Genomic DNA, 21877 nt, shown 5'->3' with positions numbered 1-21877 from the left:
TTCATTGCCCCGTCGCGAGCCGTCAACAGAGCCCCTCTTGAACCGGCTGATCGGCCTTGACGCCGTCCCAATGATCGCCGGTGCCATGCCTTCGCCGCGCGCCGGCCACGCCGCGATACACGCCAGGCTCGTCTTTCGATTTACTTCGACTAGGATTGCAGAGACGGGAAGTACTGTATGCACGAAAGCCTATTAATGCCCCGGATCACCTCCTATTCGGAAATTGGTAGAGCTGATACCTCGCAGGGCGTAGCCTGTTCAGGCATATAACCACTCAGAGACCTGCAAAGCCCGTCCTGACAGCGCCAGTGCCTGGTCGCTCCCAGCACGCCGGAGGGTCGGCGCGTCGACGGGCGGGACGTCACCGTCAATTCAGGCTTGTCGTCGCCCGGCCTCTCGCGTACCGTGTTTGAGAAAGCGGTTTCTCACATCGAAGAACAAACCTGAAGAAGCAGGTGTGAGAAACTACTTTCTCAACGAGACGTCACCGGGCTGAGCATGGACCAGAGGTCGCCACGATCCGCTCCGAACGGGCCCGGCCGGCCGGTGACCTTGCGCGACGTGGCCCGGGCCGCCGGGGTCAGCGTCGCCACCGCGTCCAAGGCGCTGAACGGCCAGGGCCGGATGGCCGATGAGACGCGCGAGCGGATCCGGCAGACGGCCAAGGCGCTGGGCTTCCGCCCGAACGGGCTGGCGCAGAGCCTGTCGCGCCAGCGCAGCTTCACCGTCGGCCTCTTGACCAACGACACCTATGGCCGCTTCACCCTGCCGGTGATGGCCGGAATCTCCGACGCGCTGGTCGACAACGGCGTGTCGGTCTTCCTGTGCAACATCGAGGACGATCCGCGGCTGGCCCAGACCCATGTCGACGCCATGCTGGAGAAGCGGGTCGACGGCATCATCGCTTCGGGCAAGCGGATCGACCGCCACCTGCCGGTGGACCTATCGAATCTGGGCATCCCTGTCATCTATGCCTTCACCGAGCCCGACCCGGAGTCGATCGGCTTCGTCTCCGACGACGAGGCCGGGGCCCGGCTGGCGGTCGAGCATCTGGTGCGGCTGGGGCGGCGGCGCATCGCCCATGTCACCGGCCCGGCCAGCTTCCGCGTCGTGCATCAGCGGGCCAAGGCCTATCGCGACGTGCAGCGCGAGGCGGGGCTGGAGGAGCCCGAGCAGGGTGTTCTGACCGGGCAGTGGGCCGAGGCCTGGGGCCACGAGGCGACCGGCTATCTGTTCGACGGCATCGGCCGCCCGCCCGACGCGGTGTTCTGCGGCAACGACCAGATTGCTCGCGGCGTTGTCGATGCGCTGCGCGAGCGCGGCCGCCGGGTGCCGGAGGACGTCGCCGTGATCGGCTTCGACAACTGGGAGATCGTCGCCGCCGCGACGCGCCCGCCTCTGACCACCGTCGACATGAACCTGAAGGAGCTGGGCCGCGAGGCCGGGCTGACCCTGCTGAAGCTGGTCGACCGCGAGCCGATCGAGCCGGGCATCCGCAAGCTGCCCTGCCGGCTGGTGGTGCGGGCGTCCTGCGGCGCCCCGCCGGACGGCTGACGCCGGGCCGCACCGACAAGGCCGCCCCGAAGGACGGCCGCAACCGAGGGAGGACACGAGATGAAGTGTCTGTTGCAGCGCCTGGCCGGGGGCATCGCCCTGATGGCCCTGACCGTCTCCGCCGCTTCGGCCGAGACCTTCACCCTGTGGGTGCGGTCGGACGGGTCGAACTTCATGCCCCGCATCGTCGAGGCCTTCAACAAGAGCCATGAGGACAAGGCCGAGTTGCAGATCGTGCCGGTGGCGGAGCTGGTGCAGAAATACGCCACCGCGGCGGCGGGCGGCGCGGCGCCGGATGCGCTGTCGCTGGACCTGATCTACACCCCCTCCTTCGCCGCCGCGGGCCAGCTCGAGGACATCACCGACTGGGCGAAGTCCCTGCCCTATTTCGACAAGCTGTCGCCGGCGCATGTGAAGACCGGCACCTACAAGGGCCGGATCTACGGCCTGCCCTACTCCGCCGACAGCTCGGTCCTGATCTGGAACAAGAAGCTGTTCCGCCAGGCCGGGCTGGACCCGGAGAAGGGCCCGGCCAACTGGGCCGAGATCGAGGCGGCGGCGGAGAAGGTCAACGCCCTCGGCGGCGACATCAAGGGCTTCTACTTCTCCGGCGCCTGCGGCGGCTGCAACATCTTCACCTTCACGCCGCTGATCTGGGCCAGCGGCGGCGAGATCCTGAGCGAGGACGGCAGCCAGGCGACGCTGGACACGCCGCAGATGCGCGACGCCATCGCCTTCTACCGCAGCATGGTCGAGAAAGGGCTGGTGCCGGAGGGGGCGCGGACCGACACCGGGTCGAACTTCTTCGCCGCCTTCGCCCGCGGCAATATCGGCCTGGCCCCGTCAGGCGCCTTCGCCATCGGCGCGCTGAACACACAGTATCCGGACATCGAGTACGGCGTCACCTTCCTGCCGGGGAAGACCGGCGGCTGGTCTTCCTTCGCCGGCGGCGACAATTTCGTGGTCACCAAAGGCACGACCAAGCTGAAGGCGATCAAGGCCTTCCTCGACTTCTCCTATTCGCTGGAAGGGCAGACCCTGCTCGCCCGCTACGGCAGCCTGCCGGTGCGCGGCGACATCTCGGACGAGGCGCTGAAGGACCTCGACCCCCGCTACAGGATCGCGGCCGAGGCGATGGAGAAGGGCCGGACGCCCTATTCCGTGGTCTTCAACGACATCATCAACAGCATGAACAGCCCCTGGGTGCAGATGGTGAACGAGGTGTTCTTCGGCGACGACGTCGACGGCTCCCTCGCCAACGCCCAGGAGACGATGCAGAGCATCATCGACAGCGCCCCGGGGAATTGAGGGCGGTGATGGCAGCGAAGGCGAAGCCAAACGAGTCCCCCCTCCCCTCGCGGGAGGGGGCCAGGGGGAGGGGGTTGTCTCCGCTGGGCTCGGCTCGGGCTGTCGAAAAACCGGTTCGGCGAGATCGACCCTTTTCCCCTTCGCGCGCGGACGCGCGCAGACCCCTCCCCCTACCCCCCTCCCGCAAGGGGAGGGGGGACAAGGAAGGAGCGGGCTCGGGTGGAGGATCGGCATGATGTCGACGTCCCAGGCCGCCGGCGCGATCCCGAGGGCCCTCGCCCGCCGCCGCCCAGCCCGGCGGCGGGAATGGGCCGGGCTGCTCTTCGTCCTGCCGGCGGTGGCGCTGGTGGTGGTGTTCTTCGTCGTGCCGCTGGCGATGACGGCCTGGATGTCGCTGCACAACTGGCCGCTGATGGGCGTGTCGCGCTTCATCGGCCTGGACAACTACCTCGCCATCGCCCGCGACATGCGGTTCTGGAACGCGCTGCGCTTCACCGCGCTGTACACCGTCGTCGTCACGATCGCGATCTTCGCGGTCGCCTTCCCGCTGGCGCTGTTCGTGGAGAAGCCGCGTCCCTTCGGCGGCTTCTTCCGCACCGCCTATTTCCTGCCGGTGGTGGTCGGCTTCGCCTCGGCCAGCCTCTTGTGGTCCTGGCTGCTGAACGTCGATGCCGGGCTGTTCAGCCCGGCGGCGGAGGCGCTGGGCCTGACATCCGGCCGCGTCAACCTGCTGGCCGATTTCGACCCGGCCTTCTGGTCGATCATCGCCATGGTGGTGTGGAAGGTCGCCGGCTTCACCATGGTGATCCTGATGACCGGGCTGCAAGGAATCCCGGCCGATTACCTGGAAGCGGCGAAGATCGACGGCGCCGGCGCCTGGGCCCGGTTCCGCCGCATCACCCTGCCGCTGATGCGGCGGACCATCGCGCTGGCGCTGATCCTGTCGGTCACCGGATCGATGCTGGCCTTCGACCAGTTCTACATCATCCTCGGCGGCGGGCCGCGAAACCAGACCGTCACGGCCGTCTACTGGATCTTCAACCAGTCCTTCGTCTCGTTCCGGCTGGGCTACGGCGCGGCGCTGTCGATGGTGCTGCTGGCCATCCTGCTGGTGCTGAGCGTGATCCAGCTGCGCCTCTTGCGCCATCCGGAGAGCGAGTGATGAGCGCCACCGTCCCGATGCGCCGGACCGCGCCCGGCTTCCTGCTGCAGGCGGCGGCGCTGATCGCCGCCATCCTGTTCCTGGCGCCGATCGCCTGGACCATGCTGGCCAGCGTCAAGCCGGCGTCGGAGGCCAACCTGCCGCCGCTGCCGCCCTGGCCGAGCGCGGGCTGGAGCACCGACAGCTACGCCGCGCTCGACGCCTTCGGCGCCGGCATCGGCCATTACGCCGGCAACAGCATCACGGTCGCCGTCGCCACCGCCGTGATCACCTCGATCGTCAGCCTGCTCGGCGGCTACGGCTTCTCGCGCTTCCGCTTCCCGCTGAAGAACGTGCTGTTCGTCCTGATCATCGCGACGATCATGATCCCCTTCCAGTCGATCCTGACGCCGCTGTTCCTGCTGCTGACCAGGCTCGGGCTGCAGAACACGCTGGCCGGGCTGGTGCTGATCTACGTCACGCTGCAATTGCCCTTCTCGATCTTCATGATGCGCAACGCCTTCGACGCGGTGCCGCGCGAGATCGAGGAGGCGGCGCGGATCGACGGCGCCGGCAGTATCCAGCTGCTGGCCCGGGTGATGCTGCCGCTGGTGTTCCCCGGCATCGTCACCGTGGCGCTGTTCGCCTTCCTGGCCGCCTGGAACGAGTTCCTGGCGGCGCTGATCCTCTTGACCGACCAGGACAAGTTCACCCTGCCGATCCTGATGACCGCCGTCCGTTCCGGCCGCTTCGGCGCCGTGAACTGGGGCGCGGTGCAGGCCGGCGTCACCGTGATGATGATCCCCTGCCTGATCCTGTTCCTCGCCCTGCAGCGCTTCTACATCCGCGGCCTGACGGCCGGCGCGGTGAAGTAGGCGCCCCCTCCCGCTGATCGATGGAGTCTCACCGATGACCGACGCTTCCGCCGTTGCCGTTCCCGACGCCGCGCCGCGCGCCCGCTTCCGCCCGCCGGCGGTGCCGCAGGTCGAGGTCCGCGGCTTCTGGGGCGCCCGCATAGACGCCGTCTGCGCCAAAACCGCCGACACGCTGTACCAGCGCTGCGAGGAGGCCGGGATGCTGCAGCAGATCGACCCCGACCAGCCGTCGCCGGGTGTCCGCATCCCCTTCCATGGTGGGCTGGTGACGGCCCAGATGTTCTGGGATTCCGATTTCGGCAAGGTGATCGAGACCGCCGCCTACTGCCTGCAGCGCAGCCCGAACCCGGAGCTGGAGCGCAAGGTCGACCACGTCATAGACCTGTACGGCCGGCTGCAGCAACCCGACGGCTATCTCAACAGCTGGTACCAGAGAATCGAGCCGGGGCTGCGCTGGACCAATCTGCGCGACTGCCATGAGCTGTACTGCGCCGGCCATCTGATCGAGGGCGCCGTCGCCTATTTCCAGGCCACCGGCAAGCGCAAGCTGCTGGACATCATGTGCCGGTACACGGACCACGTCGCCACCGTGCTCGGCACCGGCCCCGGCCAGAAGCGCGGCTATTGCGGCCATGAGGAGATCGAGCTGGCGCTGGTCAAGCTGGCCCGCGTCACCGGCCAGCAGAAATACATGGACCTGGCCAAGTACTTCATCGACGAGCGCGGCCGGCAGCCGCATTTCTACGACACCGAGGCGCGCGAGCACGGCCGCGACCCGAAGGACTACGTGTTCAAGACCTACGAGTACAACCAGTCGCACCTGCCGGTGCGGGAGCAGGACAAGGTCGTCGGCCACGCCGTCCGCGCGATGTACCTGTACAGCGGCATGGCCGACATCGCGATGGAGTATGGCGACGACAGCCTGCGCCTGGCGCTGGAGCGGCTGTGGCGCGACCTGACGAGCAAGCGCCTCTACGTCACCGGCGGGCTCGGCCCTTCCGCCGACAATGAGGGCTTCACCGCCGATTACGACCTGCCGAACGAGAGCGCCTACGCCGAGACCTGCGCCGCGGTCGGGCTGGTGTTCTGGGCCGGCCGCATGCTGGGCCTCGGCCCCGATGCGCGCTACGCCGACATGATGGAGCTGGCGCTGTACAACGGCGCCTCCTCCGGCCTGTCGCTGGACGGCGCCACCTTCTTCTACGAGAACCCGCTGGAGAGCCGCGGCGGACACCACCGCTGGACTTGGCACCGCTGCCCCTGCTGCCCGCCGAACATCGCCCGGCTGACCGCGTCGATCGGCAGCTACATGTACGGCCAGTCCGAGGATGGGATCGCCGTCCATCTCTACGGCGACAGCACCGCGACGCTCGACACCGCCGGCGGCAAGGTGCGGCTGGTGCAGGAGACGCGCTATCCCTGGGATGGAGCCATCGCCCTGACGGTCGAGCCGGAGGCGCCGGCGGCCTTCACGCTCCATCTGCGCATTCCCGGCTGGTGCCGGAAGGCGAGCCTGTTGGTCAACGGCACGGCCCAGGACCTCGCCGCCATCACCCGCAACGGCTATGCCGCGATCAGCCGGCGCTGGGCGGCCGGCGACACGGTGCGGCTGGACTTGGAGCTGGCGGTCGAGCGGATCCACGCCCATCCGGAGATCCGGCACGACGCCGGCCGGGCCGCGATCCGGCGCGGGCCGCTGGTCTACTGCCTGGAGGGCGTCGACAACCCCGTGCCGCTGAACAGCGTGGTGCTGCCACAGGACGCCAGGCTGACCGCGCGCGAGGAGCCCGGCCTGCTGGGCGGGGTGGTGACGCTGGAGGGCGAAGGGCGGGCGCAATCGGCCGCCGACTGGGGTGGCGATCTCTACCGCACCGCGCCGCCGGCCGAGCGGCCGGTGCGGATCAAGGCCGTGCCCTACTACGCCTGGGACAACCGTGACCCCGGGGAGATGCTGGTCTGGGTCCGCACGGCTTAGCTGGCCGGTTCAGGGCCGCGTTCCGTGGGCATAAAGATAGGCTGCGATGTCGCGCGCCTCGGCCTCTGGGATCCGCGTGCTCGGCATCGCGGTGCGCGGGTTCACGGCGCGCGAATCCCGGAGCCACAGCACCAGGTTCTCCGGCGTGTTCGGCAGCACGCCGCCGATATAGGCCCGGTCCGCCAGGCCTGACAGGGCGGGGCCGACCGTGCCGCGGGCGGCGTCGATCCCGGGAATGGTGTGGCAGCCGGCACAGCCGTTGCGCAGGATCAGAGCCGGCGCGCGCTGCGGGTCGCCGCCGGTGAGATCCGCCGCCCAGCGCTCCGCCGCCTGGCGGCTCTGGATGCCGTAGACCGCCGCGCCGCCGCCCAGCAACAGGATTATCGCCAGCACGGGGACGATCCAGGCCAGCGCCCGGCGGAGACGCCGTGCTCCCGGAGACGTCCGCGGTTCCGAAGCGGGCTGCGGCGCGGCCCGCCGCCCGCCGCAGGCCGCGAGCACGGCCATGGCCGCCGTCGCCAGCACCGCGGCGACGCCCCTACCGCGTCCCGACGGCATGGCGCCCCTCCCCTGCCCGCCGGCCGGCGCCGGCGATCCACAGCCCGGCCAGCGCCAGCCCGGCGATCGGGTAGGCCAGGCAGGCCGGGATCCACATCACCAGCCCGGCCAGCTGCTGGTCCTCCAGCGCCGTCAGACCCCAGCGCGCCGCCTCGCCCGCCTGGTCCGGGAACCACAGCCGGGTGGAGAACACCAGGAGGGCGCCGAGAAGGCCGGTGTGCAGCGCCGTGGCGAAGAGGTGGCCGACCGCCACGCCCCGGCTGCCGCGGCGGCACAGCAGCGACCACCAGAACAGCAGCGCGGTGACCAGGAAGCTGAGGTGCTGCAGCGCGTGCATGGCCTCTTCCGCCAGCGCCGCCGCGAACAGCGCCGGCACGTGCCAGGCCCAGATCGCGATGCCGTGCAGCACCGTCGCAGCCAGCGGGTCGGTGACCGCCCGCCAGAACCGGCGCCAGGGCCGCGACCCCGCCGCCGCGCCCAGCGACCGGCGCCAGCCCTGCGGCAAGCCCCACAGCATGGCGCCGATCGGGCGCGACAGGGCGAGAAGCGGCGCCGCCAGCACCATCAGGATCTCATGCTCGACCATATGCGCCGTGAACAGCCGCTCGCCCAGCGCGTGCAGCGGCGTGACGAGCGCGGCGGCGAGCGCCAGCCAGCCTGCGAGGAACATTGCCGCCTGCCCGTGGCCGACGCCCCGCCCGGGCCCGGCGCGGCGCCACAGCCGCAGCACGCCACGGGCATAGAGCAGCGCCGTCAGCAGCAACGGCCCGGTGATCCACCAATCCCAGGTCCAGGGATACCCGTGGTCGTGCCCGGCATGGGCGAAGGCCGTCGCCGGCACAAGCGCGAACGGGACGGCGAGGCAAAGGCGTCTCATCGCTCGCATCCGTCGAAGACCAGCCCGGCCGAGCCGTGCAGCGCCACGATCAGCGCGAACAGAAGCGCCGCGCCGATGCCCAGCATCGCGATGAAGCGCTCGGTCCGGACCGGCCGCGCGGTGACGTCGGGCCGGCGCAGGGCCCGCCAGGACAGCGCCCCGCCGGCGAGGGCCACCAGCACCAGCAGCAGCGCCGTCCAGGGCACGATGCCGAGCTGGCGCGGGCAGTCCCAGGGGACCAGGGCGTAGTTCACCTGGGTCGACAGCGCCCACGCCCCAGGCCCCGACAGCAGCCCGGCCCAGGAGAGCCCGTGCAGCCGGATCCGGGTGAACACGCCCGCGCCCATCACTGCACCCAATAGAGCAGGAGGTAGATCGGCAGCCAGGAGGCGACCACGAAGTACCAGTAGAACGCATTGTCGCTGACGTCGCTGAAGCGCCTCCCGGTCCTGGCGTGGCGGGTGAACATCAGCACCGCCAGCACGATGGTGTCGCCGGCGTCCGTCAGCAGATGCGTCGTGTGCAGGCCGAGCAGGAACCAGACGACCGAGCCGTAGGCGTTGGTGTCCCACAGCACCGTCAGGGCCTGGAACTCGAAGATGCGGACGATCAGCGGCGCGACGCCGAACAGGCTCATCACCACCAGGCCGATCCGCACCTTCCGGAGGTCCTGCCGCTTGGCCCATTGGTCGAGCAGATGGTTGGGGACGGCGCTGACCAGGAGCAGGATGGTCAGGATCGTCGCCGCCCGGATGTCGTGCTGCGGCGGTGCGATCGGCCAGCTCGGCGCCTGATGGGCGAGGTAGAGATAGGCGCCGATCGCCAGGGCGAAGCCGGTGCCTTCGAGCGCGACGAAGCTGAGCGTGCCCCACCAGATCGGGCTCTTCGATCCGAAGCCGTAGGTCGGCAGCTCCGAGACATCGGCGACGGGGCGGTGCCTCATTCCTCGTCCTCCGGCGTGCCCTTGGGCCAGAACCAGCCGATCAGCGTGACCGCCACCGGGATGCCGCCCCAGACCACCGCCCAGGGGGTGAAGATCGACCCGAGGAAGGCGGCGCCGACCGCCAGCGCCGCGAAGAGCGGCCAGATCGAGGAATCCGGTGATGCCTCTCGCATCTCCGGCTCGGCCTCGGCCAGGGTGCCGGCGATCAGCTCGCGCGCGTCGACGCGAAGTCCGGTCGCGACCGGCAGATCGCCGCGCTCGGCCCAGAGCGGCTCGACATGCGTCACCACCGGGATCCGGGCGAAGTTGTAGGGCCGCGGCGGCGACGCTGTCGCCCATTCCAGCGTGCCGGCATCCCAGGGGTTGGGTCCCGCGATCTCGCCGCGGCGCAGGCTGCGGATCACATTGACCAGCAGCAGGGCGAAGCTGGCGGCCAGGACCACCGCCCCGGCGGTGACGAACAGGTTGGTGCCGCCCCAGCCCGACGCCTCCGGATAGGTGTAGACCCGCCGCGGCATGCCGGCGAGGCCGAGGAGGTGCATCGGGAAGAAGGCGGCGTTGAAGCCGATGAAGGCGAGCCAGAAGTTCCAGCGTCCCAGCCGGTCGTTCAGCATCCGGCCGGTGATCTTCGGGAACCAGTAATAGACGGCGGCGATCAGCGGGAACACCGAGCCGCCGATCAGCACATAGTGGAAATGCGCCACCACGAAGTAGGTGTCGTGCACCTGCAGGTCGATCGGCACCGAGGCGACCATCACCCCGGTCAGCCCGCCGATGACGAAGACGACGATGAAGCCCAGCACGAACAGCATCGGCGTGTTCATGACCGGCCGGCCGCCCCACAGCGTCGCGATCCAGCAGAAGATCTGCAGCCCGCTGGGGATCGCGATCAGCATGCTGGATGCGGTGAAGAAGGCGGCGCCGAGCTGCGGCAGCCCGGTCGCGAACATGTGGTGCACCCACAGGCCGAAGGACAGGAAGCCGGTCGCGATCAGCGCCAGGACCATGCCGAGATGCCCGAAGACCGGCCGCCGCGCGAAGGTGGCGATGATGGCGGAGACCATGCCGGTCGCCGGCAGGAAGATGATGTAGACCTCCGGATGGCCGAAGAACCAGAACAGGTGCTGCCACAGCAGGGCGTCGCCGCCCTCGGCCGGGTTGAAGAAATGGGTGCCGACCAGCCGGTCGAGGATCAGCATGGTGCTGGACACCATCACCGCCGGCATGGCGAAGAGGATCATGAAGGCGGTGACCAGCATCGCCCAGACGAAGAGCGGGACGCGGTCCAGCGTCATCCCCGGCGCGCGCTGCTTGAACACGGTGACGACGATCTCGACCACGACCGCCAGGGCCGAGACCTCGGTGAAGGTGACCATCTGGGCCCAGAAGTCGCTGCGCTTGCCGACGCCGTATTCCGGCCCCGCCAGCGGCACGTAGCTGAACCAGCCGGCATCCGCCCCGGTGTTGAGCGCGAAGGCGATCCAGATCATCAACCCGCCGGAGAGGTAGACCCAGTAGCTGAAGGCGTTCAGCCGCGGGAAGGCGATGTTGCGGGTGCCGACCATCAGCGGCACCAGATAGATCGCGAAGGCCTCCATCACCGGCACGGCGAAGAGGAACATCATCGTCGTGCCGTGCATGCTGAACAGCTGGTTGTAGAGGTCGGGCCCGACCACGCCGGCCTCCGGCCGCGCCAGCTGCAGCCGCATCATCACCGCCGCGAGCCCGCCGAGGATCAGGAAGAAGAAGGCGGTCACCATGTAGCGCCGGGCGATGATCTTGTGGTCGACGGTGGCGAGCCCCGCCAGGAGGCCTCTGCCCGTCCCCCAGGTCTCCGACAGCAGCCGGTCGAGCGTGTGCTCGTCCAGATCGGTGTCGCGCAGGCCGCGCGGTGCGGTGTCGGACGGCAGCGCCTCGGCCTCGTTCATTTCAGGCTCTCGAGATAGGCGACGAGGGCGTTCAGCTCGTCGGCGTCGAGATCGACGCGGGGCATGTTGCTCCCGGGCTTGATCGCCTGCGGGTCGGCGATCCAGGCGGCCAGGCTGCCGCGGGTCAGCGGCAGGGTTCCGGCCGCGAGCGTCTCGCGGCTGCCGATATGGGTCAGCTCCGGTGCCACCCGGCCGCCGGACGGGGTGCCGCGGATCTGGTGGCACATGACGCAGGGCTTGGACAGGAAGACGTCCCGGCCCCGCCGCGCCTCCGCCTCCTGCGGCTCGGCCGCCGGGGCCAGCTGCGCCTCGCGCCAGGCGTCGAAGGCAGGGCGCGGCTCCGCGACCACCAGCAGCGCCATCTTCGCGTGCTGCAGGCCGCAGAACTCGGCGCATTGTCCGCGATATCGGCCGGGCGCGTCGGCCTTGATGGTGATGACGTTCTGCCGGCCCGGGATCAGGTCCTCCTTGCCGGAGAGCCGGGGCACCCAGAAGGAGTGGATGACGTCGTTCGCCTCCAGCTTGATCTGCACCGGCTCGCCCACCGGGATGTGGATCTCGTTCGCCGTGGTCAGCACCCGGTTGGGCTGGTCGTCCTCGTACTGCACCTGCCACCACCACTGGCTGGCGGTGACGCGCAGGGTCAGCGCCGGCCGCTCGCCGAGGGCAGCGAGCCCCTTGCCGGTCCACCAGCTGAACCCGGTCAGCACGATCAGGATCACGCCGGTCGCGGCCAGGCAGGCGCCGACCACCCGGCGCGCCGCGCGGTCGCGCCGCGGCTCCTCGGCCAGAGGGTCGGCCCGGTCGACGCGATGGCGGGCGATGGCGATGGCCAGCGCCAGCACGACCAGAAGCCAGACCACGGCGCAGACGATGGTGAACAGCCAGAACAGCCGCGCGATCCGGTCGCCGCCCTCGCCCATCGGCGTCAGCGCGGCCGGCCATTCGCCGCAGCCGGCGAGCAGCGCGGCGCCGGCCATGGCGACGGACCGGAGCAGCCGAGCCGTCATTGCGGCACCCCGACCGGGCGCGGTACCGCGGGCGGCAGCCGGTTCTCCGCCGGCCGCGATTGCATGCCGTCGTTGCGCGACGGCGCGGCGTCCTTCGGCACGAAGCGGCCCATGGAGCGGACATAGGCGGCAATCTGCCAGATCTGGTCGTCCGGGATGCGGCCGCGAAAGGACGGCATGCCGTTCGGCCGGCCCTCGCGGATGGTGGCGACGATGTTGTCGATGCCGCTGCCGTAGATCCACTTGTCGTCGATCAGGGCAGGCCCGGAACCGCCGCCGCCATTCCCGTGACAGCCGCTGCAGTTGTACCACTGGAACAGCCGCTTGCCTTGGCTCATGGCGTAGGCGTTGTGCTCGTACTCCTGCCCTTTCGGGTTCGCGGCCGTCTGCGGGCTGCTGCCGCCGGGCGAGATCGGCGCCAGCGCCACGATCACCTCGGCGGCGGATTCGGCCCTCGACGTGTCGTAGCTGCGCTCCTCGCGCCGGCAGCCGGAGGCCAGCAGAGCGACAGAGAGCAGCAGGATCGTCGGCAATCTGCGCATCTCAGGGCCCCGCCTGCTCGGCGCGATCGAGCCGCGGCACGCCGTACTGCGCCAGGATCGCGTCGATCTCGCCGCGATGACGGCTCAGGGCGGCGTTCACCTCTTCGGCCAGCGGCTTGTCCTCGCGGCGCACGCCCATGGCGATGTCGAACGCCATCGGCATCAGCCCCGCGGTCTGCGGCTGCACCGGGGTGACCGTCAGCGGCACCGGCTGGCGCGGCGCGAAATAGCCGGCGAAGGGCCCCCAGACCACGGCGACGTCGATCTCGCCCTTCGCCACCGCCGCGACGATCCGGCCGGCTGGGCTTGGTTCGGCGTAGTTCCCGTAAACGGTGTAGCCGACGACGTGGCCGGCCAAGCCGCGCCGGGCCAGCGCCTCGGCCGGCGGCGGGTTGGCGCCGTCGTCGCCGACCAGCTGAACGCCGATGCGGAGGTCCCGAAGCGCCGGGTCGTCGAAGGACGAGATCCGCGGCCCATCCGCTCGGGTGACGAAGACGTAGCCGGAGCGGTAATAGGGCCGGGTCGAACGCAGCATCTCCAGCCCCAGCATGGTGCCGGGGACCAGGTCGCACAGCCCGGCCTGGAGCGTGTTGCGGATGAAGCCGCGGCGCTGCGCCCACCAGGTGTAGGTCACGGTCGCGCCGAGATCCTGCGCCACCAGCGCGGCGATGCGGTTCTCAAAGCCTTCGCCCCTCGCATTGGAGAACGGCAGGTTGTTGGGATCGGCGCAGACCTTGAGCTCTCGCGCCCCGGCGGCACCGGCCGTCAGCGCCAGCGCCGCGACCAGCAGCAGCCTAGGGAAGCCGGAAGACATAGAGCATGCCTCCCCGCGTCGTCGCCTCCTTGAGGTCGCCCATGGCGCCGACGAAACCCAGCGCCGCGGTCTGGTCGCGCGGGTCAAGGTCCCCGGCGACGATCGCGCCGGCCCAGCCGCCGGCGCCGGACAGGATGGCGACATACTGGTGCCCGTCCGGGCCGCGATAGGTGGTGGGCTGGCCGATGATCCCGGAGCCGGTCTTGAACTGCCACAGCAGCTTGCCGCTGCGCGCGTCCAGCGCCTTGAACCAGCCTTCGAAGGTTCCGTAGAAGACCACGTCCCCGGCGGTGACCAGCGCCCCGCTCCAGACCGGGAAGTTCTCCTTCACCGTCCAGGCCGGCTCGCCCTTGGCGATCTTCCAGGCGGTGAACTCGCCGCGATGACCGCCGGGGCCCGGCTTCATCCGCACCTCGGCCCCGAGATAGGGGGTGCCGGCGATGTAGTTCGCCTCCATCCCCAGGAAATCCATGCACAGGTTGTTGTGCGGGATGTAAAGCAGCCCGGTCCGCGGCGAATACGCCGAGGGGTTCCAGTCCTTGGCGCCCGGCGCCGCCGGGCAGATGTCGCGGATCACGCGCCCGGTCTGCGGCGCCTTGTCCGCCACCATCGCCAGCCGGCCGGTCGCGAGGTCGACGCCGCTGCTGCTGGTGATCGGCACGAAGGGCTTGGCCGACAGCACCTCGCCAGTGACGCGGTCCAGCACATAGACGTAGCCGTTGCGCTCCGGACGGACCAGGACCTTCCGCGGCTGCCCCTGCCACGGCATGTCGAGCAGGATGTTCTCGTTGATCCCGTCATGGTCGTAGAGGTCGTGCGGGCTCCACTGATAGGCCCAGCGGGCGGCGCCGGTGTCGAGGTCGCGGGCGAAGATGCCGGCGGTCCATTTGTTGTCGCCGGGCCGCAGGTCCGGGTTCCACGGCCCGGGGTTGCCGGTGCCGTGATAGATCAGGTTCAGCTCGGGGTCGTAGGAGATCCAGCCCCAGACATTGCCGCCGCCCTGCTGCCAGGCGCCGGGCGGCCAGGTCGAGACGCCGAGGTCCTTGCCCCGGTCCGCTTCGTAGATCGGTTTGAAATCCGGGCCGATCAGGACGTCAGCGTCCGGCCCTGTGCTGTAGGCCTTCCAGGCCAGCTTGCCGGTACCGGCGTCGAGCGCCGCGATCCAGCCGCGCACGCCGTATTCGCCGCCGGAATTGCCGACCAGCACCTTTCCCTTGGCGACCAGCGGCGCCATGGTGACGGTCTCGCCGATATTGATGTCGCCGAGCTTGGTGCGCCAGATCTCCTGCCCGGTCGCGGCGTCGACCGCGATGGTGTTGCCGTCCAGGGTGTTCAGGAAGACCCGGCCGTCGGCCACGGCGGGGCCACGGGTGACCACGTCGCAGCAGGCGACGCCCTGGGCGGCGGCCTCGGGCTTCGGCTCGTACATCCACTTCAGCGGCGCGCCCGGCCTGGTGAGATCGAGGGCGTAGAGGATGTTCGGGTAGGGCGACAGGATGTACATCGTGTCGCCGGCCACCAGCGGCGGCGCCTCCTGCCCGCGGTTGACGCCGATCGAGAAGGTGAAGGCCAGCTGCAGCCCGGAGACGTTGCCGGCGTCGATCTCGTCGAGGCCGCTGAAGCGGGTGCTGGCATAGTTCTTCGCCGCCATCGTCCACTGCCCGTCCTCGGGCGGCGCCGCTGCGGGGGGCGGCTGCGGGAGGTCGGCGGGTCGCGCCGGTGAGCCGGCCGCCGCGACGACGAAGACGATGATGGTGCTGAGGATTCGGCGGCCCAATTCACCCTCGCGGCCCGGCCTCCCACATCAGCGCCAATAGGATCGGACGGGGCCGGGTTCCGGCAGCAAGGAACGATTCGTACCGGGTGGGCGGCGTCAGTCGGCCCGGGCCGTGCTGGCGATCACCCGTTCCGGCATCACCGCGGTCAGCGCCGCCTTCAGCTTCGCCGAGAACGGGGCGATGACGTGGTCCTTGCCCTTCATCATCGCGTCGTAGCCGGCCCGCGCGATCTCGGCCGGATCGGCCTTGGACGCCCGGCCGAGCTTCGTGTCCTCCATGTCGGCGCGGGCGAAGAACTCGGTCTCGGTCGCGTCCGGCAGCAGCGCCGTGACGGTGACACCGGTGTCGGCGAGCTCGTTGGCGATGCCTTCGGCGAAGGCGTATTCGAAGGCCTTGCTGGCGGAATAGACCGACTGCAGCGGCGACGGCGCAATGGCGGCGACCGAGGAGGTGATCAGGATCCGCCCCGATCCGCGCGCCACCATGCTGGCGGCGAACAGCTTGGTCAGGCGAACGACCGAGACGACGTTGAGCTGGATCAGCCGCAGCTCGTCCTCCCACCGTGTCTCGCGGGCGAAATCGCCGAAGACGCCGATGCCGGCGTTGTTGACCAGGAACTCGGGAAGGACGCCGATCCGCTGCGCCGCCTCGTGGACCTGGTCCGGCCCCTCGGGGCGGGAGAGGTCGGCCACCACCGCCTCCACGCGCGGGGAGCCTGCGTGCCGGAGCGTGGTCGCCGCGCGCTGCAGCGCCTCCTCCTCCTCCGCCACCACGATCAGGCCGTGGCCGTCCCGCGCGAAGCAGCGGGCGAGCTCGAACCCGATGCCGGTCGACGCGCCGGTCACCAGGGCTATGGTATCCTTCGGCTCAGCCATGACCGGCCTCCCTGATGGGGACCGTGACGCGGGCCGCGCCGCGCATCCGCTCCGGCGTGTCCGGCAGGCCGCTGCGGTCGCTGTAGTCGCGCACCGGCGTGCGGTGCCGGCGCCGGGTCGAGAGCGACTGGGCGCACAGCGCGTCCAGCACCGTGACCCCGATCACCGCGGCGACGGCGAGCCCCAGCCGGCCGCGGGCGCGGCTGCCGCCGGCCATCGCGGCCAGGGTGGCGAGATCGAGCGCATCGCCGGCGACGCGGGCCCAGACGAACGGCGCCGGATCGCGCGATCGCCCGAGAATGGCGAGGCCGGTCGCCACCTCTCTGGCGCCGTAGGCCTGGACCATGCGCGGATCGCTGCGCAGACCCAGCCATTGCGCCAGGCGCCGCGGTGCCAGCAGCTCGAGCACGCCGAGCGCGATGCTGAACACCCCCAGCCCCTGCGCGACGCCGCGGGCGGTGGGGAACGGGTTCGCGGGCGCGCCGCGGAAAACGGATCTCATCGCCGGCCTCTAGGGTTTGAGCACGACCTTGACGCAGCCGTCATGCTTGTCCCGGAACGTCTTGTAGAGCTCCGGCCCGCGCGACAGCGGCTCGGTGTGCGTGATGACGAAGGACGGATCGATCTGGCCGTCCTGGATGCGGCGCAGCAGGTCGTCGGTCCAGCGGTTCACATGGGTCTGGCCCATGCGGAAGGTCAGCCCCTTGTTCATGGCGGCGCCGAAGGGGATCTTGTCCAGGAGCCCGCCATAGACGCCGGGGACCGAGACGGTGCCGGCCGGGCGGCAGGCATAGATCGCCTCGCGCAGCACATGCGGCCGATCGGTGCCCAGCATCACCGCCTGCTTGGCACGGTCGAGCATGGAGTCCACCGGCCGGCCGGCATGCGCCTCGAGGCCAACCGCGTCGATGCACTTCTCCGGACCGCGGCCATGGGTCAGCTCGCGCAGCCGGTCCAGCACGCTCTCCTCGTCGAAGTTGATCGTCACGGCGCCGGCCGCCTCGGCCATGATCAGCCGCTCCGGCACGTTGTCGATGGCGATCACCTGCTCGGCGCCGAGCAGCAGCGCGGCGCGGATCGCGAACTGGCCGACCGGCCCGCAGCCCCAGATCGCGACGGTGTCGGTCGGCTCGATGTCGCATTGCGCCGCCGCCTGCCAGCCGGTCGGGAAGATGTCGCCGAGGAACAGCACCTGCTCGTCGGTCAGTCCGTCCGGGATCTTCACCGGCGCGACATCGGCATAAGGCACCCGGACATATTCCGCCTGGCCGCCGGGATAGCCGCCGGTCAGGTGGGTGTAGCCGAACAGCCCGGCCGTGGTGTGGCCGAACATCTTGGCCGCCAGTTCGGCGTTGCGGTTGGTGCGCTCGCAGACCGAGAAGTTGCCGCGCCGGCACTGGTCGCATTCGCCGCAGCAGATGGTGAAGGGCACCACCACCCGGTCGCCGACCTTCAGCCGCCGGTTCTCTGGCCCGACCTCGACCACCTCCCCCATGAACTCGTGGCCCATGATGTCGCCCGACTTCATGCCCGGCATGAAGCCATCATAAAGATGCAGGTCGGAGCCGCAGATGGCGCAGCTCGTCACCCGGACGACGGCGTCGCGCGGGTGCTCGATCCCGGGGTCCGGCACGGTGTCGCAGCGGATGTCCTCCCTGCCGTGCCAGCACAGCGCCTTCATGCCTCGCCTCCTGGATCAGCCGTCGGGCGGTTGCAAGCGGCCGTGGCGGGGCCAACGGCGCCCGCCGTCCGGTCCATCGGGCTGGTCGCTCAGCGCTTGGCCGTGGCGCCGACCTCGGAGCGGCTGATGTACTCCTTCGTCAGAGTGGGCATCTGCTGCCAGATCCAGTCGCCCATCGCCTCTTCCTCGTGCTGGATGCGCTCGCAGGTCTCGGCGATGCCGGGTTCGCCCGCCTCGCGGGCCGCCGCCGCCAGCATGCGATAGCTGCCGGCCTCGAACTGCTCGAAGGAATAGCTGCCGAGCGCGTGCTTCAGCACCTCGTCCTCGGTCATGGAATGGAACAGGCCCTGGATGTTGGCGATGGTCTTCTGCGCCAGGACCTTCAGGTCGGACGGGTCTGCGCCGAGCTTCGCCAGGCAGTCCTCGACATCCTGCCGCTGGCGATGGGTCTGCTGCAGATGCTCCTGCACCTTCGCCCGGGCCTCGGGATAGGTGTCGAGCCGGCTGGCCTGCGTCTCCAGCAGGGAGATGGCCTGGCTTTCCATGGCATAGGCATCGCGCAGCCAATGGGTGAGATGCTCTCTTGGGTCGGTCATCGCGATCTCCTGTCGAACCGCGCCCGGACCGGCTCCCTCCGGCTCCGATGCGCCCTGAAGGCTCAACAGCGCCTCGCGCACGGCCGTTCGCGGCCCGGTGAAAAAATCGCAGGGAACCGGCAGGTACCCGCGACCATTGCCAGGGCAACGGCCAGTGTCGGAGCCCGGACGAATGCCTTCGCCCAGCCCGAGGGACAGACCGACGACGGAGCAGTTGCGGCACGACATCGATCGGGGCCTCACCGGAGACAAGATCCCGGTGCAGGATCCGGCGGCCGCTCCGCTCGGCACCGATGACGAGGCGGCCGGCATGTCGCCCACGGCCGACGAGATCCACAATGCCCGCAGCCGCGAGGCGATCGGCCGCCCGCCGGACACGAGCCTCGCGCGCGGCCGCGAAACGGCCGATCTGAGGGTGCCGGTATCGTTGGGGCCGATCTGGGCGGTCGCCGTCGTGTTCGTGCTGCTGCTCCTGGTCATGCTCATCCTCGGCCTGTGGACCCAGCTTTGACCGGCACGGGCCGCGACCGGATCCGTCTCGTGGAGGACGCCATGAAGTTGTCGTGCGGCCTCGTGATCGGCATCGTCTTGGCGTCCGCATCGGCGCTGGCTCAGACCCAACCTCAGCCACAGACGCCCGCTACCGGCAGTTGCGCCGATCGGCAGCAGATCGGCTGCACCGATACTTTCAGCGGCGAGTCCTCGAACACGGGCGCAAGCGGAACTGCCCCTCCCGGCAAGCCGGGCGAAAACCAGGGCCAGCCCGCTCCCAACCAGCGGCCGGACCGCGACCGGCAGCCCCCTCCGAAGCCACAGGCCCCGAACCCGGCCCCCGGCGGGACCGGCGGCACCGGGGACAGCAACGGCGGCTGAGCGCGGGCAGTCGGTCAGGCAGCCTGCGCTGGCTCGTCCGGCGGCAGGTCCGGCCGGGTCTCGGGCATCGCCACCGCGAAGACCACGGCGGCGACCGCAGCAACCAGGCCCAGGGTGAGGAAGGCGGCATCGAAGCCGAGGGCGTCGACCACCACCCCGGCGACGAGGCCACTGAGCGAGGCGCCGATCCCCGTCATCGTCGCCACCGCGCCCTGGGCCATGTTGTAGTGGCCGGTGCCGCGCATCAGGTCGGCGATGACCAGCGGCGTCAGGGCGGCGTAGATGCCGAAGCCGACGCCGTCCAGCAACTGCACCGCAATCAGCCAGCCGCTGTCGTGCGACAGGGTGAACAGCACGGCGCGGACCGGCAGGACGGCAAAGCCGATCAGGAAGATCGGCTTTCGGCCCCAACGGTCCGCCGTGTGGCCGACCAGGATCGAGATCGGCAGCATCACCGCCTGCGCCGCGACGATGCAGATCGACATCATCGCCGTCGCCCAGTCGGGATGGGCGAAGGCCAGCACCTGCCCGACCAGGGGCAGCAGGGGCGCATTGGCGAAGTGGAACAGGAAGGCGCAAATCCCGAAGACCATCAGGGGCCGCCGCCGGAGCAGGACTTTCCAGGCGGGCCGGGCGACGGTCCTTTTCCCCTCGCTGTCGGGATCCGCTGCACGAGCGAGATCGTGATCGACGGCCTGCGCCGGGATCGACAGCGTCGCCGCTGCCGCCAGCACGGCGAAGATCGGCACCAGCAGGAACACCGCGCGTTGCGAGAACCACCAGCCGACGGCGGCGGCCAGCAGGGCGATCATCACGTTTCCGGCGTGATCGAAAGCAGCATTGCGTCCGATCCGCTGCGCCAGCCCGCGACGGCCGATCAGCCCGAGGGTGATGGCCGAGACCGCGGGGTAGAAGATGTCCCCGACCACCGCGATCATCGTGGACGCGACCAGGATCCACCAGAAGTCCGTGCGGAGGAAGATGGCGACGGCGCCCAGCGCCATCACCGCCAGCGCCAGCACGATCGCGCCGCGCTTGGCGCGGCTGCGGTCGATCGCGGCGCCGATCGGGGTCTGCAGCGCCAGGGCCGCGATGCCGCTGACCATGGTGACGACGCCGAGAGCCGACTGGCTCCAGCCCCGTTCGGTGATCAGGTAGACGTTCAGATATGGACCGACCGCACCGCGCGCATCGGCCAGGAGGAAGTTGATGGCGTCCAGCGAGCGCGGGCTGAACCCGGCCCGGCGGGCTGCCGCCGTGGATGTCCGATCGGCGCTCACCACCGCAGCAGGAAGCCGGCCAGCGCCAGGAGCAGCGCCGGAGGCATCACGACGAGGCCGAGGCGTAGGAACTGCAGGGCGCCGACCTCCAGCCCTTCGCGGCGCAGGGCGACCAGCCAGAGGATGGTCGCGAGCGAGCCGGTGACCGACAGGTTCGGGCCGAGATCGATGGCGATCAGCGCGGCGCCGGCGACCTGCGGCGGCACCGGGGCCTGGGCCAGCGTCGATTGCACGATCAGCCCCGCCGGCAGGTTGTTCATCAGGTTGACCGCGACCGCCACGATCGTTCCGACGCCCCAGGAGGCACCGGCGACGGACCCGGCCACCGCGTCCTGCAGCGCGGCGGCGAGGAGGTGGACGGCCCCGGTGCGGTCCAGCCCCTCGACCAGCACGAACAGTCCGGCGACCAGCGGCAGCACCTCCCAGGAGATGCGGCGCATCAGCCGCCAGGGCGCGGCACGGCGGTGCAGAAGGACGGCGGCGGTGGTGGCTAGGCCGGCGAGCGCCGTGGGCAAGCCGAGATCCAGGCCGAAGGCCGAGGCCAGCAGCAGCACGACCGCGGTGACGCCGAGGCCCAAGGCCGCCATCTGCCCGCCCGGCGGCAGGGCGGGCACGGGGACATCGGTCGCGATCGGCGCACGCAGCGCCCGCGCCTGGGTCAGCCGCAGCGCGACGAAGGTGGCGCCGATCGCCAGGGCCGAGGGCAGAGTGAACCAGGCCAGCCAGGTCAGGAGCGGAGGCATGTGACTGCCGAACACCACGAGATTGGCGGGATTGGAGATCGGCAGGACGAAGCTGGCGGCATTGGCGATAAAGGCGCAGATGAGCAGATACGGGAGCGGCGCGGCCCCCGCCGTCCGCGCCACGGCATAGACGGCGGGGGTCAGCACCACGGCGGTGGCGTCGTTCGACAGGAAGACGGTGACGACGACGCCGACAACGTAGATCAACGCGAAGAGCCGGCTGGCCGATCCCCGCGCCTGCCGCGCGGCGATCGCCGCCGCCCAGTCGAACAGGCCCTCGGTGCGCGCCAGCTCGGCCAGCAGCATCATCCCGATCAGGAACAGGTAGACATCGGCGCCCTTGCCGATCGCCGCCAGCGCGTCACTGCCGGGCAGAAGGCCAAAGCCGACCAGCGCCGCGGCGCCGGCCACCGCCCAGATCGCCTCGGGCAGGCGCCAGGGCCGCAGGATGACGCCACCGGTGGCCAGCGCGGCGATGCCCCAGGTGGCCGCGGCGCCGTCGGTCAGCATGCTCATGTCGGTGTCA

At 70.2% G+C, this 21877-nt stretch carries 22 protein-coding genes; 7 read left to right on the top strand and 15 right to left on the bottom strand.

What is annotated here, in order from left to right; genetic code table 11:
* The first annotated feature begins 546 nt into the window (after positions 1–546).
* From G537_RS0131800 to G537_RS41130, 5 genes are all read left to right on the top strand, one after another.
* Positions 547–1554, top strand: coding sequence for a LacI family DNA-binding transcriptional regulator (locus tag G537_RS0131800; protein ID WP_026873472.1), 1008 nt, complete (start codon positions 547–549; stop codon positions 1552–1554).
* A gap of 60 nt (positions 1555–1614) precedes the next feature.
* Positions 1615–2862 carry an ABC transporter substrate-binding protein gene (locus tag G537_RS0131795; protein ID WP_026873471.1) on the top strand — a complete coding sequence of 416 codons (1248 nt, stop codon included), beginning with the start codon at positions 1615–1617 and terminating at the stop codon, positions 2860–2862.
* A 232-nt stretch (positions 2863–3094) separates the two neighbouring features.
* Positions 3095–4024 carry a carbohydrate ABC transporter permease gene (locus G537_RS0131790; protein WP_211230581.1) on the top strand — a complete coding sequence of 310 codons (930 nt, stop codon included), beginning with the start codon at positions 3095–3097 and terminating at the stop codon, positions 4022–4024.
* Positions 4024–4878: a carbohydrate ABC transporter permease gene (locus tag G537_RS0131785; RefSeq protein WP_034853746.1), complete on the top strand. Its 855-nt coding sequence runs from the start codon at positions 4024–4026 to the stop codon at positions 4876–4878. Before G537_RS0131790 ends, G537_RS0131785 begins: the two co-directional genes overlap by 1 nt.
* 34 nt (positions 4879–4912) lie before the next feature.
* Complete coding sequence (locus tag G537_RS41130) at positions 4913–6853, top strand: glycoside hydrolase family 127 protein (protein ID WP_034853745.1); 1941 nt, start codon at positions 4913–4915, stop codon at positions 6851–6853.
* A gap of 9 nt (positions 6854–6862) precedes the next feature.
* On the opposite strand, the gene G537_RS0131775 is transcribed toward G537_RS41130, so the two are convergent.
* From G537_RS0131775 to G537_RS0131715, 13 genes are all read right to left on the bottom strand, one after another.
* On the bottom strand, positions 6863–7411 hold the full coding sequence (locus tag G537_RS0131775) for a c-type cytochrome (RefSeq protein ID WP_245579182.1): 549 nt from the start codon (positions 7409–7411) through the stop codon (positions 6863–6865).
* Positions 7392–8288 carry a cytochrome c oxidase assembly protein gene (locus G537_RS41125; protein WP_051249396.1) on the bottom strand — a complete coding sequence of 299 codons (897 nt, stop codon included), beginning with the start codon at positions 8286–8288 and terminating at the stop codon, positions 7392–7394. Before G537_RS41125 ends, G537_RS0131775 begins: the two co-directional genes overlap by 20 nt.
* Positions 8285–8635 carry a hypothetical protein gene (locus tag G537_RS0131765; protein WP_051249395.1) on the bottom strand — a complete coding sequence of 117 codons (351 nt, stop codon included), beginning with the start codon at positions 8633–8635 and terminating at the stop codon, positions 8285–8287. Before G537_RS0131765 ends, G537_RS41125 begins: the two co-directional genes overlap by 4 nt.
* Positions 8635–9231 (bottom strand): cytochrome c oxidase subunit 3, encoded by a 597-nt coding sequence (locus G537_RS0131760; RefSeq protein WP_026873466.1) that lies wholly within the window; start codon positions 9229–9231, stop codon positions 8635–8637. Before G537_RS0131760 ends, G537_RS0131765 begins: the two co-directional genes overlap by 1 nt.
* On the bottom strand, positions 9228–11159 hold the full coding sequence (gene ctaD, locus G537_RS0131755) for a cytochrome c oxidase subunit I (RefSeq protein WP_034853744.1): 1932 nt from the start codon (positions 11157–11159) through the stop codon (positions 9228–9230). The genes G537_RS0131760 and ctaD overlap by 4 nt, the downstream gene beginning before the upstream one ends.
* Positions 11156–12169 carry a cytochrome c oxidase subunit II gene (coxB, locus tag G537_RS0131750; RefSeq protein ID WP_026873464.1) on the bottom strand — a complete coding sequence of 338 codons (1014 nt, stop codon included), beginning with the start codon at positions 12167–12169 and terminating at the stop codon, positions 11156–11158. Before coxB ends, ctaD begins: the two co-directional genes overlap by 4 nt.
* The gene (locus tag G537_RS0131745; protein WP_026873463.1) at positions 12166–12711 is read right to left on the bottom strand and encodes a c-type cytochrome; all 546 of its coding nucleotides are present in this window, start codon (positions 12709–12711) and stop codon (positions 12166–12168) included. Before G537_RS0131745 ends, coxB begins: the two co-directional genes overlap by 4 nt.
* A gap of 1 nt (position 12712) precedes the next feature.
* The gene (locus G537_RS0131740; protein ID WP_026873462.1) at positions 12713–13525 is read right to left on the bottom strand and encodes a substrate-binding domain-containing protein; all 813 of its coding nucleotides are present in this window, start codon (positions 13523–13525) and stop codon (positions 12713–12715) included.
* Positions 13506–15302, bottom strand: a complete 1797-nt coding sequence (locus tag G537_RS0131735) for a methanol/ethanol family PQQ-dependent dehydrogenase (RefSeq protein ID WP_081689186.1) — start codon at positions 15300–15302, stop codon at positions 13506–13508. The genes G537_RS0131740 and G537_RS0131735 overlap by 20 nt, the downstream gene beginning before the upstream one ends.
* Before the next feature lie 96 nt (positions 15303–15398).
* Positions 15399–16178 (bottom strand): SDR family NAD(P)-dependent oxidoreductase, encoded by a 780-nt coding sequence (locus tag G537_RS0131730; RefSeq protein WP_026873460.1) that lies wholly within the window; start codon positions 16176–16178, stop codon positions 15399–15401.
* Positions 16171–16680, bottom strand: coding sequence for a hypothetical protein (locus tag G537_RS41120; RefSeq protein ID WP_051249394.1), 510 nt, complete (start codon positions 16678–16680; stop codon positions 16171–16173). Before G537_RS41120 ends, G537_RS0131730 begins: the two co-directional genes overlap by 8 nt.
* Positions 16681–16689: 9 nt before the next feature.
* Entirely contained in the window at positions 16690–17859 is a 1170-nt protein-coding gene (locus tag G537_RS0131720) for a zinc-dependent alcohol dehydrogenase (RefSeq protein WP_026873459.1), read from the bottom strand.
* A gap of 89 nt (positions 17860–17948) precedes the next feature.
* Positions 17949–18455 carry a ferritin-like domain-containing protein gene (locus tag G537_RS0131715; RefSeq protein WP_026873458.1) on the bottom strand — a complete coding sequence of 169 codons (507 nt, stop codon included), beginning with the start codon at positions 18453–18455 and terminating at the stop codon, positions 17949–17951.
* A gap of 214 nt (positions 18456–18669) precedes the next feature.
* Between G537_RS0131715 and G537_RS42585 the strand changes: the two genes are divergently transcribed.
* Positions 18670–18966, top strand: a complete 297-nt coding sequence (locus G537_RS42585; protein ID WP_026873457.1) for a hypothetical protein — start codon at positions 18670–18672, stop codon at positions 18964–18966.
* Between the two features lie 41 nt (positions 18967–19007).
* Positions 19008–19328 (top strand): hypothetical protein, encoded by a 321-nt coding sequence (locus G537_RS44110; RefSeq protein WP_155888870.1) that lies wholly within the window; start codon positions 19008–19010, stop codon positions 19326–19328.
* A gap of 14 nt (positions 19329–19342) precedes the next feature.
* Here the strand turns inward: G537_RS44110 and G537_RS41110 are convergent, their stop codons facing one another.
* Positions 19343–20608, bottom strand: coding sequence for an MFS transporter (locus G537_RS41110; protein WP_034853742.1), 1266 nt, complete (start codon positions 20606–20608; stop codon positions 19343–19345).
* Positions 20605–21867 carry an arsenic transporter gene (locus G537_RS0131700; RefSeq protein WP_026873456.1) on the bottom strand — a complete coding sequence of 421 codons (1263 nt, stop codon included), beginning with the start codon at positions 21865–21867 and terminating at the stop codon, positions 20605–20607. Before G537_RS0131700 ends, G537_RS41110 begins: the two co-directional genes overlap by 4 nt.
* Between the last annotated feature and the right edge of the window lie 10 nt (positions 21868–21877).

The sequence above is a fragment of the Inquilinus limosus DSM 16000 genome, from assembly GCF_000423185.1.
Taxonomy (GTDB): Bacteria; Pseudomonadota; Alphaproteobacteria; order DSM-16000; family Inquilinaceae; genus Inquilinus; species Inquilinus limosus.
This window is presented reverse-complemented; position numbering and strand designations above follow the sequence as displayed.